We start from the raw sequence: 13,573 nt of genomic DNA, 5'->3' as shown, positions 1-13,573 counted from the left end.
CCCCTGCCGCCGTTACTCCTTCCGCCCCCGCCCCACCTGCGTACGCACCGCCCCCATGCTGGCCGCGACGACCAGGGCGATGGCGGCGGCCTGGGAGGCGGCCAGGGCCTGGTCGAGGACGAGGAAGCCGGCCAGCGCGGCGATGGCGGGTTCGAGGCTCATCAGGACCGCGAAGGTGGCCGAGGGCAGGCGGCGCAGGGCGAGCAGTTCGAGGGTGTACGGCAGGACGGAGGAGAGCAGCGCGACGGCCGCGCCGAGGCCGAGCGTCACCGGGTCCAGCAGCTTGGTGCCGGACTCGGCGATGCCCAGCGGCAGGAACAGCAGCGCGCCGACCGCCATGGCGAGGGCGAGACCGTCGGCCTGCGGGAAGCGGCGGCCGGTGCGGGCGCTGAAGACGATGTACGCGGCCCACATCCCGCCCGCCGCCAGCGCGAAGGCGGCACCGGCGGGGTCGAGGCCGTCGAACCCGCCGCCGCCCAGGAGGAAGACGCCCGTGAGGGCGAGGGCGGCCCAGACCAGGTTGACGGCGCGGCGGGAGGTGACGACGGAGAGCGTGAGCGGGCCGAGGACCTCCAGGGTGACCGCCGGGCCCATGGCGATGCGGTCGACGGCCTGGTAGAAGAGGCCGTTCATACCGGCCATGGTGACGCCGAAGACGATCACCGTGCCCCAGTCGGCGCGGGAGTGCCCGCGCAGTCGGGGCCGGCAGACCAGCAGCAGCACCGCGGCGGCCACCACCAGGCGCAGGGTGACGATGCCGAGCGCCCCGGCGCGGGGCATCAGGGTCACCGCGAGGGCGCCGCCGAACTGCACGGACAGCCCCCCGGCGAGCACCAGGCCGACCGGCCCCAGGGAGCCCCGGCGGCCGGGGGCGACGCCCGGCACGGAGGCGGGGGCCGCCGCGGGGGCGGCCGGGATCGGGGTGCCGGGGTCGGCGCTGGGGGTGGTCACGGGGGCTCCGGGGACGCTGGACGACCGTACGAGGTTCACTTCACTGTACTGCCAGGTGCACGGTGATGGACTGTGTCAGCCGTACGACCCTGCCATGCAACTGTCCAGGGCGGGGTACGTGGCTGTCAACGCGCGGCCCCGGGGTACCGTCCGCAGCGAGTGACTCCCCCGTTTCCGGAGGTTCGGTGAGACGACTGCTCGTCCGGCTGTGGCGTGCGCTGCGGCCCGTGCAGAGCCGCCTGATGTGGTGCCTGAACGCCAAGTTCGTCGTCGGCGTCACGGGCGTGGTGCGTGACGGTGAGGGACGGGTGCTGCTGCTGAGGCACCGGATGTGGCCGCCCGGCCGCCAGTGGGGGCTGCCGAGCGGCTTCGCGCACAAGGGCGAGGACTTCCGGCGGACCGTGGTCCGCGAGGTCAAGGAGGAGACCGGCCTCGACGTGGCGGTGGGCGACCTGGTCATGCTGAACAGCGGCTTCCGCACCCGCCTGGAGGTGGCCTACGAGGCCCGTCTGACCGGCGGCGAGCTGCGCCTGGACCCGAGGGAGATCCTGGAGGCCCGCTGGTGCCGCCCGGAGGAGCTGCCGGAGGACGTCCAGCCGGTGTGCCGCCCGCTGGTACGGGGCGAGACGGTCCCTTGACAGGGCGGCCGGGACGGAGCGGCGCCAGGCGTCACTCCAGCCCCTCGCCCAGCCCTTCCCCCAACCCCTCCCCCAGCCCCTCCGCCAGCACCTCCGCCACATGCCGCCCCCGCACCCCCGCGAGCTGTTCCATCTGCGTCCGGCAGGAGTAGCCGTCCGCCAGGACCACCGCCCCGGCCGGTGCCTCCCGCAGCGCCGGCAGCAACTGGTCCTCCGCGCAGGCGACCGACACCTCGTAGTGCCCGGCCTCGAAACCGAAGTTGCCGGCCAGCCCGCAGCAGCCGCCGCTCAGCTCCCCGGTGAGGCCCGCGGCGGCGCGCAGTCGCCGGTCGGCCGCGTCGCCGAGGACCGCGTGCTGGTGGCAGTGGGTCTGCCCGGCGACCGGCCGGTCCAGCGCGGGCGGCGTCCAGCCGGGGGCGTAGCGTTCCAGGGTCTCGGCGAAGGTGAGGACGCGGGCGGCGAGGGCGGCGGCGCGGGGGTCGTCGGGGAGCAGTTCGGGCAGGTCGGCGCGGAGCGCGGCGGCGCAGCTCGGCTCCAGCACGACGACCGGGGCATCGGTGTCCAGGACCGGGGCCATCAGGCCAAGGGTGCGCAGCAGGACGGCCCGGGCGTGGTCGAGCTGGCCCGTCGAGACGTACGTCAGCCCGCAGCACACCCGGCCGCGCCGGGCACCGAGCAGCGCGGCGGGCGTGCGGGTACGGCCGTCCCCGAGCGCCCCGCGCGGCAGTTGCAGCGTCGGCGGCAGCACCACCCGCAGCCCGGCCGCCTCCAGGACCCGTACGGCCGCGCGGCCCACGGACGGCGAGAGGTGCTCGGTGAAGGTGTCGGGCCACAGCACGACCATGTCCCCGGAACCCGCGGGCCGGCGCCGCCGCCGCTGCCACCACCGGGTGAACGTCTCCCCCGCCAGCGCGGGCAGCGCCCGCTCGGGGGCGATCCCGGCCGCCCGTTTCGCCAGGGCGGCCAGCGGGCGTACGGAGGCCAGCGCGTTGATCACCGGTACCGCCCGGGTCCGCGAGGCCCAGCGCAGCCAGCGCGGCAGTTGACCCAGGGCGTAGTGCGCGGCGGGGCGGCGGCGCCCGGCGTAGTGGTGGTGGAGGAACTCCGCCTTGTACGTGGCCATGTCGACGCCGACCGGGCAGTCCGAGCGGCAGCCCTTGCAGGACAGGCAGAGGTCGAGGGCGTCGCGGACCTCCGGGGAGCGCCAGCCGTCGGTGATCAGTTCCCCGGCGAGCATCTCGTGCAGCAGCCGGGCCCGGCCGCGCGTGGAGTGCTCCTCCTCGCCGGTGGCCCGGAAGGAGGGGCACATCACGGCCGGGCCCGCCGCCGTGGCCGTACGGCACTTGGCGACGCCGACGCAGCGGCGTACCGCGGCGGAGAAGTCGCCGCCGTCGGCCGGGTAGCCGAAGGCGACGTCGACCGGGCGGCGGGGCAGGACGGCGAAGCGGAGGTTGGTGTCGAGGGGGGCCGGGCGGACCAGCGTCCCCGGGTTGAGCAGGTCGTCCGGGTCCCAGAGGGCCTTGGCGCGTTCGAACAGGGCGACGGTCCCGGCGCCGTACACGCGGGGCAGCAGTTCGGCGCGGGCCTGGCCGTCGCCGTGTTCGCCGGAGAGCGAGCCGCCGTGCGCCGCGACGAGGTCGGCCAGCTCCTCGGAGAAGCGGCGGAACCGGGTGACCCCGGCGCGGGTCAGCAGGTCGAAGTCGATGCGGACGTGGATGCAGCCGTCCCCGAAGTGCCCGTACGGCGTGCCGCGCAGCCCGTGCGCGGCCAGCAGCGCCCGGAAGTCGCGCAGGTACGCGCCGAGCCGGGCCGGCGGCACCGCGCAGTCCTCCCAGCCGGGCCACGCCTCGGAGCCGTCCGGCATCCGCGTGGCCGTACCGGCGGCGTCCTCGCGCACCCGCCACAGGGCCCGCTGCCCGGCCGGGTCGGTCACCACGCACGCGTCCAGCACATCGGCGGCGCGGACCACCGCCTCGGCCCGCGCCCGCGCCTCGGCCGCCGTCCGCCCGCCGGTCTCCACGAACAGCCAGGCCCCGCCGCGCGGCAGCCCGGCCGGTTCCGGCACCAGGTCGGCGGCCATGCCCTCCACGGTCAGCGGCCGGTGCGCCAGCAGTCCGGCCGCCGCCTCGGCCGCGGCGCCCTCGTCGCCGTAGCCGAGCACGGCGAGCGCCCGCGCGGGCGGTGCCTCGACCAGGCGGACGACGGCCTCGGTCAGCACGCCGAGGGTGCCCTCGGAGCCGCAGAAGGACCGGGCGACGTCCGCGCCCTTCTCGGGCAGCAGCGCGTCCAGGGCGTACCCGGAGATCCGGCGCGGCAGGTCGGGGAAGCCGGTGCGCAGGTGCGCGAGGTCCCCGTCCACCAGCTCCCGCAGCCCGCGCGGCGCCCCGGCCCACCCCCGGCCGAGCCGCAGCTTCTCGCCGCGCGCGGTGAGCACCTCCAGCTCCCGGGCGCTGTCGGCGGTCGTCCCCCAGGCCACCGAGTGCGAGCCGCACGCGTTGTTGCCGATCATGCCGCCGAGCGTGCAGCGGCTGTGGGTGGAGGGATCGGGGCCGAAGCGCAGGCCGTGCGGGGCGGCGGCCTCCTGGAGCCGGTCCAGCACCAGCCCCGGCTGCACGACGGCGGTCCGGGCCGCCGGGTCCAGGGCGAGCAGCCGGTTCATGTGCCGGGTGAAGTCCAGCACCACGCCCGTGCCGGTGGCCTGCCCCGCGATCGAGGTGCCGCCGCCGCGCGGCACGACCGGCACGCCGTGCGCCCGGCACACCTCCAGTACGGCGGCCACGTCGTCGGCGTCCCGGGGAGCGACCACCCCGAGCGGGACCCGGCGGTAGTTGGAGGCGTCCATGGTGGTGAGCGCCCGGGAGGTCACGTCGAAGCCGACCTCGCCCCGGACGGCCTTCCGCAGCGCTGCCTCAAGATCGGTCATGCCTCCAGCATGCTCCGGGCGATCCCTCACCGTGTCTCATCGAACGGACACGTTTCCGTCCGGTTTCTCCGAGGGGATACGCTCGCGCTCGTGGCTGAGATCCAGATTCCCGCTGACATCAAGCCCGCCGACGGACGTTTCGGCGCGGGCCCCTCCAAGGTGCGGACGGAAGCGCTGGACGCGCTGGCCGCGACCGGTACGTCCCTGATGGGCACCTCCCACCGCCAGGCCCCGGTGAAGAACCTGGTCGGCAAGGTGCGCGAGGGCCTGCGCGAGCTGTTCCAGCTCCCCGACGGCTACGAGGTGGTCCTCGGCAACGGCGGCTCCACCGCGTTCTGGGACATCGCGACCCACGGCCTGATCGAGAACAGGTCGCAGCACCTCAGCTTCGGCGAGTTCAGCTCGAAGTTCGCCAAGGCCGCCAAGCTCGCCCCCTGGCTGGCCGACCCGGACGTCATCTCCGCCGACCCGGGCACCCACCCGGAGCCGGTCGCCGAGGCGGGCGTGGACGTGTACGCCCTCACCCACAACGAGACCTCGACCGGTGTCGCCATGCCCATCAAGCGGGTGGCCGGCGCCGACGAGGGCGCCCTGGTCCTGGTCGACGCCACCTCCGGCGCGGGCGGCCTCCCGGTCGACGTCGCCGAGACGGACGTCTACTACTTCGCCCCGCAGAAGTCCTTCGCCGCCGACGGCGGCCTGTGGATCGGCCTGTTCTCCCCGGCCGCCATCGAGCGCGCCGAGCGGATCCACGCCTCCGGCCGGCACGTCCCGGAGTTCTTCTCGCTGCCGACCGCGATCGACAACTCCCGCAAGAACCAGACGTACAACACCCCCGCGCTGGCCACGCTGTTCCTGCTCGGCGAGCAGGTGGACTGGCTCAACGGCCAGGGCGGCCTGGACTGGGCGGTCCGCCGCACGGCGACCTCCGCGCGGACGCTGTACGGCTGGGCCGAGGACGTGAAGTTCGCCTCCCCGTTCGTCGCCGACCCGGCCAAGCGCTCAGCGGTCATCGGCACGATCGACTTCACCGACGAGGTGGACGCCGCCGCCGTCGCCAAGGTGCTCCGCGCCAACGGCATCGTCGACACCGAGCCGTACCGCAAGCTGGGCCGCAACCAGCTCCGCGTCGCGATGTTCCCGGCGATCGACCCGTCGGACGTCGAGGCCCTGACGAAGTGCGTCGACTACGTCATCGAGCGCCTGTAGCGGCTCCGCGCCGAGACGACGAAGGGCGCCCGGTTCCCCACCGGGCGCCCTTCGCTCACCCGAGCATCCGCAGAAACGCGGCCCAGCTCTCGCGGGAGACGGTGAGGAGGGGGCCGTCGCCGGGTGCCTTGCTGTCGCGGACGGCTCGGCCGTGGTCAGTGGTGGCGGCTACTTCGACGCATTCGCCTTCCTGAGTGGAGTACGAGGACTTCCGGAAGGGGCCTGTTATTTCAGGCATGGGGGTCTTCCTCCATCGTTCGCAGCTTGCTCTGGATGAGTTCCGCGCTCTCCGCCGGTGACAGCGCTGCCGATTGCAGGAGGTCGAACGTCCGGGCATGGTGCGCGAGGTCGTCCGGGTTCTCCAGGATCGTCGTGCTCATCAGATCGTCCATCGTGACGACTTCGACCACGGCATCGGAGTCGAAACTGAAGGCGGCGAAGGCCGAGGTGCCGGCCGCGAGTGTGCCGGAACTGAACGGCAGGATCTGAAGGGTGACGTTCTTCCGCCGGGCCGCTCGGAGGAGGGCCGTCAATTGCTCGCGGTGGACGGCGGACGACAGCAGGGGGTACGTGATGACCGCCTGCCAGAGAACGACGGTGTATCTGACTCCGCCTTCGGCGATCCTCTCCTGTCGGCGGCTCCGGACCTTCACCAGCTCCGCGATCTGTTCGGAAGACAGTTCGCGGGGTCCCTCGGTGATGATCGTCTCCGCGTAGGCAGGCGTCTGCAGAAGTCCCGGGACCAGAACGGGCTGCCACTGCCTGATGTGACTCGCGTCGTCCTCGAGAGCGATGTGGTCCAGGTAGTCCGGCCGCAGGCGACCCGCGTACTCCAGCCACCATCCGGGCTTCTTCGAGTGCTTGGCCAGGTCCTCCAGCCGGTCCCGCACCTGCGCGTCGGTGACTCCGTAGGCGTCGAGCAGCAGCCGTACCTCGATGACGCGCGGGGTGGCGTGTCCGCTTTCCACGCGGCTGATCCTCGCCTGACTCGAAGCGATCACTTCGGCGGCCTGCGGCTGGTCGAGCTTGGCGGCCTGCCGGTACTGCCTGAGTGCCGTGCCGAGCCGCCTGCTGCGGACCGTCGGCCGTCCCCCTGCGGGCATGTGGACCTCCCCTCTCCGCACGCCACCCTGTCACGCGCTCTGCCCATCTCTGCCCCGCATCACACGATCGAGTGAGACCTCCGCATACATTCCGCAGTCAGTGTTTTGCAGATGTCGAATACGCCCATGCCCGCCTCAGAAATCTTCCGCATCCCCAAGCGCAAGCGGCACGTCGCTGTCGCCCGGCAGCAGGTCCGTCAGGTCCTCACCGGCTGGGGGATCACCGGTGACCACGCCGAGGTCGTCACGCTGCTCGCCAACGAGCTGGTCACCAACGCCGTGACCCACTGCCGCGTCTCCCACGCGCAGGTCCGCGTGATACTGGCCGTCGACGGCACGGAGGTGCTCCTGGAGGTCTCCGACCCCGACCGCGACCGGCTCCCCCGGGTCCACGACTCGGGCCCCGGCGAGGAGGGCGGACGCGGACTCGCCCTCGTGGCGGCGCTGGCCGACTCCTGGGGGTGCCGTCAGGAGGCGTACGCGAAGTGCGTGTGGGCCAGGTGGAAGACCGGCGCGGACTCAGCCCCGGCGGAACAGTTTGCGCAGGCCGAACAGGGCGACCACGGCGACCAGTAGGGCCGCCCCGCCGATCTTCAGCGTGCCGCTGTCCGTGCCGCCGCCCGTGCCGTCGCCAGAGGCCGACGGGCTCCCGCTTCCGGTGGACGGCGTCGCGCCGGGCGCGTCCTCGGCCTTCACCGCGCTGCCCGTGCCCTCCATGCCGAGCAGCAGCTTCCTGCCGTCGACGGTGTAGGTGACGGACTCGCCCTGCCCCAGCGGCACGCTGATCCGGCCCTTGCGCGCGATCTTGCCGTCGTTCCAGTCGTAGTACAGGCCCCCGAGGTAACCGCGTACGGTGAGCTGCCGGCCGTCCGGCGAGAACGCCGCGTCGGTGGCCCACAGGTCGACCGCGGCGGTCGGCTCGAAGACGTTGGTGCCGGAGGCGGAGAGCTGGGCCGGGCCCTCGTAGAGGTGACCGCCCTCCTCGTTCTTGTCGATGATGTAGACGCGGCCGGTCTTCGGGTGGACGACCAGGGACTCGGCGTCGCGCGGCCCGTCCGCGTACTTCACGACGTACTGGGTGGCCTTGACCGTCTGATCCTTCAGTTCGGTCGGCTCGGGCAGCTCGTAGATCCATACGTTCGGCCACTTGCCGCCGAAGTTGTCGCCGATGTCGCCGACGTAGATCCGGTTGTCCGGGCCGATGGAGATCGCCTCCATGTCCCGGGGCGTGCCGACCCCGGAGAGGGTGACGCGGGCGACCGTCTCGCCGGTCTTGCCGTCCACCGCGTACAGGCTGGTGTCCTGGTCGTTGTGGGTCCAGTAGATGCCGGGGTGCAGACGGGAGGCGGCCAGGCCGCTGGACTCGGTGATCCTCGGGTCCCGGATGGTGAACCCCTTGTCCCCGTCGACGGCGTGGGCGGGCGTGGCGACGGCACCCGCGAGGAGGGCCGCGGCGAGAAGGGCGAAGGGTCGGCGCATGGGCCCAAGCCTGCCATCACGTACGGGCGTTCACGGCGGTGGCCGGGTTCACATCGCACCGGGCGCCCGGATCGTCCATGATGAGCGGATGCTCAGGTTCATGCCCGTCGGTGACTCCCAGACGATCGGGAGCGCGGGCGAACACACGTGGCGCTACCGGCTGTGGCGGCACCTGTGCGCGGAGTACGGCGGTCCGTTCACCTTCGTCGGCCCCCGCGAGACGCTCTACGACAAGGCCGCGGACGCGCCCGTCTCCCTCGCCTACGCCGACCCCGACCCCGGCTTCCCCCGCGCCCACCTGGCCGGCTGGGGCGAGGGCTGGCTGCACATGGCCCCGCTGATCGGGGAGGCGGTCCGGGAGCACGACGCGGACGTGCTGCTGGTCGCCCTCGGCCTGATCGACCTCGGCTTCTACACCAACGCCGAGCAGACCGCCGAGAACGTCCACCGCTTCGTCGCCGGGGCCCGCGCGGCCCGCCCCCGCGTCCGCATGGTGCTGCTGCCGGTGATCCCGAACATCAGGGCCCATCAGGACCCGGCCTTCGCCGCCCAGGTCGCCCTCTTCAACGACCTGCTCGCCAAGGCCGTCGCCGACCTGGCCGAACCCCGCTCCCCGCTGCTGCTGGCCTCCGCGCCGCCCACGTACGACCTCCGCGCGGACACCTACGACGGCACCCACCCCGGCGCCTCGGGCGAACACAAGATCGCCGCGGCCTTCGCGGACGCGATGCACCAGGGGTGGGGGCTGGGCGGCCCGTACGGGGGTCACTAGTCCGTCCGTGTCCTGGGCGCCGTGCGTATCGTTGTACCGCGCGGTGGTTTCCGTACGGGGAGCCGCCGGGGAGGAGTGCCACGATGACCGTCGTAGACGACAGGATCGCCATGGCCGACGTCAGCACCGAGAGCCTCGACGCGTGGTTCGAGCGGCTTGAGAAGATGCCCGTCCCCGAAGGATTCAGGGTCGAGATCGTCGGGGGCAGCGTCCACATGACACCGCAGCGGAGCACGCACTGGCACATCATCCGCTGGATCGTCCGGGCCGTCGAAGACAGGTTCGGGATGAACACCGAGGTCGTCTCCGACGTCCGCATCGACTTCCCCGGCCACCAGAACGGCTTCTGCCCGGACGTCGCCAAGCTCCGCGACGGCGCCGAGCCGGACGAGACCGGTCACTGGCGCTACGAGGACGTGGAGTTCGTCGCCGAGGTCATCTCGCAGGGCACCGCCGCCAACGACTACGGCCCGAAGAAGACCGCGTACGCCGTCGCCGAGGTGCCCGTCTACCTGATCGCCGACCCCTACCAGGGCAAGTGCCACGTCTACACCCAGCCGAAGGACGGCGAGTACATCACCGAGACCACCGTCGGCTTCGGCCACGACCTGGACCTCACCGGCACGCCCCTCGGTCTCACCCTGCGCACCGCCGGCTTCCCCCGCGACTGATCACCCCCGCTTGCCTGGAGCGCACTCAAGGTCGTTGTCTTGGGGACCATGGAGTACACGCAGCTCGGACGCACGGGACTCAAGGTCAGCCGGCTCGTCCTCGGGACGATGAACTTCGGTCCGCAGACCGACGAGCCCGACAGTCACGCGATCATGGACGCGGCCCTGGACGCGGGCATCAACTTCTTCGACACCGCCAACGTCTACGGCTGGGGCGAGAACAAGGGCCGCACCGAGGAGATCATCGGCAACTGGTTCGCGCAGGGCGGCGGCCGGCGCGACAAGGTCGTCCTCGCCACCAAGGTGTACGGCAACATGGGCGCCGACGGCGCGGCCTGGCCCAACCACGACAAGCTCTCCGCCGTGAACATCCGGCGGGCGGTCGACGCCAGCCTCAAGCGGCTGCGCACCGACCACATCGACCTCTACCAGTTCCACCACATCGACCGGGACACCTCGTTCGACGAGATCTGGCAGGCGATCGACGTCCTGGTCCAGCAGGGCAAGATCGTGTACGCGGGGTCCTCGAACTTCCCCGGCTACAAGATCGCGCAGGCCAACGAGACCGCCGCCCGGCGCGGCGGCACCATCGGCCTGGTCAGCGAGCAGTGCCTCTACAACCTCGCGGAGCGCCGCGCCGAGATGGAGGTCATCCCGGCCGCCCAGGAGTACGGGCTCGGCGTGATCCCCTGGTCGCCGCTGAACGGCGGGCTGCTCGGCGGGGTCATCAAGAAGGAGGTCAAGGGCGGCCGCCGGGCGACCGGCCGGACCGCCGAGACGCTCGCCGACCCCGCGGGCCGCGCCCGCGTCCAGGCGTACGAGGACCTGCTCGACAAGCACGGGCTGGAGCCCGGCGAGGCCGCGCTGGCCTGGCTGCTCACCCGGCCCGGCGTGACCGGCCCGATCGTCGGCCCGCGCACCGCCGAGCAGCTCACGTCGGCGCTGCGGGCCGTGGAGCTGGAACTCTCCCAGGAGGTGCTGGACGGCCTGGACGAGATCTTCCCCGGCCCGGGGCCGTCCCCGGAGGCGTTCGCCTGGTAGCGGGCGGCGGCAGTCCGGAGAGCGGCGGCGGGCGCGCGGGCTAGCCGACCGCCGCCGCCACCGCCACCACCACGAGCATCAGCACAAGCACACCGGCCATGATCCGGTTCCGGGTTTTCGGGTCCACGGCACCGAGCCTAACCGGCCCGGCCGAGCGGCTCGCGGGCGACCGCCTCGTACCGGGGGCGTTCGCCCGGCACCCCGGAGGCGGGCAGGTTGCTGCGGACCAGGACCAGCTCGTCCACGGTCCAGGTGCGGCTGGTGAACCCGTCGAGCGCCGCCAGGTACGCCCGTACGTCGCACGCCTCCCGGCTCCGGGCGACGGTCAGGTGCGGGACGTACCGGCGGTGCTCCTGCGTCGTCACACCCGCCTTGCGGCCCGCCGCCTCGGCCCGCGCGGCCAGCAGTGCGAGGGGCCGCAGCTCCCCGGCCGCGCCGGTCCACAGCGCCCGCCCGTGCCCGAACTGCCCGCCCCCGCGCAGCGCCAGCCCGAACGGCGGGGTCCGCCGCGCCGCCCGGCCCAGCCGCTCCGCCAGCTCCGGTACGCGGGCGTCGTCGACCTCCCCGTAGAAGGCGAGGGTGAAGTGCCACCCCGCCCGCCCGGTCCATCGCAGCCCCTCCGCCCCCGGCAGCCCCTTCAGCCGCCCCACCTCGGCGGCCAGCGCGTCGACGACGTCCTCGGGCGGCAGCACGGCGGCGAAGAGTCTCATGGGCCCAGTGTGCCCGGGGGGTGTCCTGGTCACCGTGCATATCGTTGTACCGCTCGGCCGTCCGCAGCGAGCGGCGGCCGGGGAGGAACGCCACGATGACCGATCTCGCAGACAGGATCGAGATGGCCGAGGAGAGCGCCGGGCTGACCCTGGACGTCATGTTCGACTGGCCCCAGGGACTGAGCTACGCCGCCCGGGCCAGTTCCTCCTGCTGGTCGCGGGGGACGAAGTGGAGGCGGGGGTGGCCGTGGTGCCAGCCGATGGTGAGGCGGAGGTTGCCGACGCGGGCCAGGATCAGGCCGATGACCGCCGCGGCGAGGGCGGCGACGGTGCCGCCGGCCGCGAAGCCGACCCGGGGGCCGTAGGTGTCGGTGACCCAGCCGACGATCGGGGCGCCGACCGGCGAGCCGCCGAGGAAGACCATCATGTAGAGGGCCATGACCCGGCCCCGCATGGCCGGGTCGGTGGACATCTGGATGCTGGTGTTGGCGGTGACGTTCACCGTCATGCTGAACACCCCGATCGGCACCATGAGCAGCGCGAACAGCCACAGCGTGGGGGCGACGGCGGCGGCGATCTCCAGCGCACCGAAGCCGAGCGCCGCCGCGATCAGCACCCGCAGCCGGGCCGTGCCGCGCCGCGCGGCCAGCAGCGCGCCGGCCAGTGAGCCGACCGCCATCAACGTGTTGAACAGGCTGTACTCGCCCGCGCCCGCGTCGAAGACGTCGTCGGCGAAGGCGGAGAGGAAGACCGGGAAGTTGAAGCCGAAGGTGCCGATGAAGCCGACCAGCACGATCGTCCAGATCAGCTCGGGCCGCCCGGCGACGTACCGCAGGCCCTCCCGCAACTGGCCCTTGCCGCGCGGCGCGCGCCGGACGACGTGGAGGTCCCGGGCGCGCATCAGCAGCAGCCCGGTCAGCGGCGCCACGAAGGACAGGCCGTTGGCGAGGAACGCCCAGCCGGTGCCCACGCCGGTGATCATCACGCCGGCGACGGCGGGGCCGACCAGCCGGGCGGACTGGAAGTTGGCCGAGTTCAGGCTGACCGCGTTCTGCAACTGGTCGGGGCCGACCAGCTCGGAGACGAAGGACTGCCGGGCCGGGTTGTCCATCACGGTGGCCAGGCCCATGGCGAACGCGGCGAGGTAGACGTGCCAGACCTCGACGTGCCCGGTCAGGGTGAGGACGGCGAGGAAGATCGCGGTCAGCGCCATCGCCGACTGGGTGACCAGCAGCGTGGGGCGCTTGCGCAGCCGGTCGACGAGGACGCCGCCGTAGAGGCCGAAGAGCAGCATCGGCAGGAACTGCAGCGCGGTCGTGATGCCGACCGCCGCGGAGGACCCGGTGAGGGAGAGCACCAGCCAGTCCTGGGCGATGCGCTGCATCCAGGTGCCGATGTTGGAGACGACCTGGCCCATGAAGAACAGGCGGTAGTTCCTGACCTTCAGGGAGGCGAACATGGACGTTCCGCGCCGGGGCCCGGAAAGCGTGTCGTGGTGGTCAGGTGCGGGGGCGGAAGCTGCTCCGGGTCCCGTACTCAAAAAGGTCGCCTCCTCGGTGCGCTGCTTACAGGTGTGCGAGTTTCTCCAGTACGGGGGCGGCGGCGCGGATCTTCGCCCACTCGTCCTCGTCGAGCCCCTCCACCAGCGTGGCCAGGAACGCGTTCCGCTTGCGGCGGCTCTCCTCGAGCATGACCACGGCCTGCTCGGTCTGCGTCACGACCTTCTGGCGCCGGTCCTCGGGGTGCGGCTCCAGCCGGACCAGTCCCTTGGCCTCCAGCAGGGCCACGATGCGGGTCATCGACGGCGGCTGCACGTGCTCCTTGCGGGCCAGTTCGCCCGGGGTGGCGCTGCCGCAGTTGGAGAGGGTGCCCAGCACCGACATCTCGGTCGGGCTGAGCGACTCGTCGACCCGCTGGTGCTTGAGCCGACGGGACAACCGCATCACGGCGGATCGGAGGGAGTTCACGGCGGCGGCGTCGTCGCCATGGCTGAGGTCCGGCATGTCTTTAGCCTAACTCATTAGTCTTACGAAGGACCACTGCTGGGGTGTCCGGTTCCCGTGACTCCCGCCACTG

14 protein-coding genes are annotated in these 13,573 nt (G+C 72.7%); 6 read left to right on the top strand and 8 right to left on the bottom strand.

Features of this window, described 5'->3' with window-relative positions:
- Nucleotides 1-12: 12 nt before the first annotated feature.
- Nucleotides 13-951: an EamA family transporter gene (locus tag IE316_RS15070; RefSeq protein ID WP_190204824.1), complete on the bottom strand. Its 939-nt coding sequence runs from the start codon at nucleotides 949-951 to the stop codon at nucleotides 13-15.
- A gap of 185 nt (nucleotides 952-1,136) precedes the next feature.
- Between IE316_RS15070 and IE316_RS15065 the strand changes: the two genes are divergently transcribed.
- On the top strand, nucleotides 1,137-1,589 hold the full coding sequence (locus IE316_RS15065) for an NUDIX hydrolase (protein ID WP_190204823.1): 453 nt from the start codon (nucleotides 1,137-1,139) through the stop codon (nucleotides 1,587-1,589).
- 31 nt (nucleotides 1,590-1,620) lie between these two features.
- Here IE316_RS15065 and IE316_RS15060 read toward each other — a convergent pair whose 3' ends face one another.
- Complete coding sequence (locus tag IE316_RS15060; protein ID WP_190204822.1) at nucleotides 1,621-4,512, bottom strand: FAD-binding and (Fe-S)-binding domain-containing protein; 2,892 nt, start codon at nucleotides 4,510-4,512, stop codon at nucleotides 1,621-1,623.
- 90 nt (nucleotides 4,513-4,602) lie between these two features.
- Between IE316_RS15060 and serC the strand changes: the two genes are divergently transcribed.
- Nucleotides 4,603-5,721, top strand: a complete 1,119-nt coding sequence (gene serC / locus IE316_RS15055) for a phosphoserine transaminase (RefSeq protein ID WP_190204821.1) — start codon at nucleotides 4,603-4,605, stop codon at nucleotides 5,719-5,721.
- Nucleotides 5,722-5,776: 55 nt separating this feature from the next.
- Here the strand turns inward: serC and IE316_RS15050 are convergent, their stop codons facing one another.
- Together IE316_RS15050 and IE316_RS15045 are read right to left on the bottom strand one after the other, a co-directional pair.
- Complete coding sequence (locus IE316_RS15050) at nucleotides 5,777-5,959, bottom strand: DUF397 domain-containing protein (RefSeq protein WP_190204820.1); 183 nt, start codon at nucleotides 5,957-5,959, stop codon at nucleotides 5,777-5,779.
- Nucleotides 5,952-6,824, bottom strand: a complete 873-nt coding sequence (locus tag IE316_RS15045) for a helix-turn-helix domain-containing protein (RefSeq protein WP_190204819.1) — start codon at nucleotides 6,822-6,824, stop codon at nucleotides 5,952-5,954. Before IE316_RS15045 ends, IE316_RS15050 begins: the two co-directional genes overlap by 8 nt.
- A gap of 126 nt (nucleotides 6,825-6,950) precedes the next feature.
- Here IE316_RS15045 and IE316_RS15040 point away from each other — a divergent pair, with 126 nt between their 5' ends.
- Complete coding sequence (locus IE316_RS15040) at nucleotides 6,951-7,400, top strand: ATP-binding protein (RefSeq protein WP_190204818.1); 450 nt, start codon at nucleotides 6,951-6,953, stop codon at nucleotides 7,398-7,400.
- Here IE316_RS15040 and IE316_RS15035 read toward each other — a convergent pair.
- Nucleotides 7,344-8,303, bottom strand: a complete 960-nt coding sequence (locus IE316_RS15035) for a lactonase family protein (RefSeq protein ID WP_190204817.1) — start codon at nucleotides 8,301-8,303, stop codon at nucleotides 7,344-7,346. The two genes, IE316_RS15040 and IE316_RS15035, sit on opposite strands and share 57 nt — an antisense overlap.
- An 88-nt stretch (nucleotides 8,304-8,391) precedes the next feature.
- On the opposite strand from IE316_RS15035, the gene IE316_RS15030 reads away from it, so the two are divergent.
- The 3 genes from IE316_RS15030 (at nucleotide 8,392) to IE316_RS15020 (ending at nucleotide 10,787) form a co-directional block, all read left to right on the top strand.
- Nucleotides 8,392-9,075: a GDSL-type esterase/lipase family protein gene (locus IE316_RS15030; RefSeq protein WP_190204816.1), complete on the top strand. Its 684-nt coding sequence runs from the start codon at nucleotides 8,392-8,394 to the stop codon at nucleotides 9,073-9,075.
- 83 nt (nucleotides 9,076-9,158) lie between these two features.
- Nucleotides 9,159-9,746 carry a Uma2 family endonuclease gene (locus IE316_RS15025; RefSeq protein WP_190204815.1) on the top strand — a complete coding sequence of 196 codons (588 nt, stop codon included), beginning with the start codon at nucleotides 9,159-9,161 and terminating at the stop codon, nucleotides 9,744-9,746.
- A 48-nt stretch (nucleotides 9,747-9,794) separates the two neighbouring features.
- A complete protein-coding gene (locus IE316_RS15020) occupies nucleotides 9,795-10,787 on the top strand; it encodes an aldo/keto reductase (protein WP_190204814.1) in 993 nt (330 codons plus the stop codon).
- A 137-nt stretch (nucleotides 10,788-10,924) separates the two neighbouring features.
- Here IE316_RS15020 and thpR read toward each other — a convergent pair whose 3' ends face one another.
- From thpR to IE316_RS15005, 3 genes are all read right to left on the bottom strand, one after another.
- Nucleotides 10,925-11,497, bottom strand: coding sequence for an RNA 2',3'-cyclic phosphodiesterase (gene thpR / locus IE316_RS15015; protein ID WP_190204813.1), 573 nt, complete (start codon nucleotides 11,495-11,497; stop codon nucleotides 10,925-10,927).
- 184 nt (nucleotides 11,498-11,681) lie between these two features.
- Nucleotides 11,682-13,037, bottom strand: a complete 1,356-nt coding sequence (locus tag IE316_RS15010; RefSeq protein ID WP_190204812.1) for an MFS transporter — start codon at nucleotides 13,035-13,037, stop codon at nucleotides 11,682-11,684.
- A gap of 25 nt (nucleotides 13,038-13,062) precedes the next feature.
- Entirely contained in the window at nucleotides 13,063-13,500 is a 438-nt protein-coding gene (locus tag IE316_RS15005; protein WP_190204811.1) for a MarR family winged helix-turn-helix transcriptional regulator, read from the bottom strand.
- Nucleotides 13,501-13,573: the final 73 nt, after the last annotated feature.

Origin of the sequence: Streptomyces fumanus (assembly GCF_014655295.1) — a bacterium.
Lineage (GTDB): Bacteria > Actinomycetota > Actinomycetes > Streptomycetales > Streptomycetaceae > Streptomyces > Streptomyces fumanus.
This window is presented reverse-complemented; position numbering and strand designations above follow the sequence as displayed.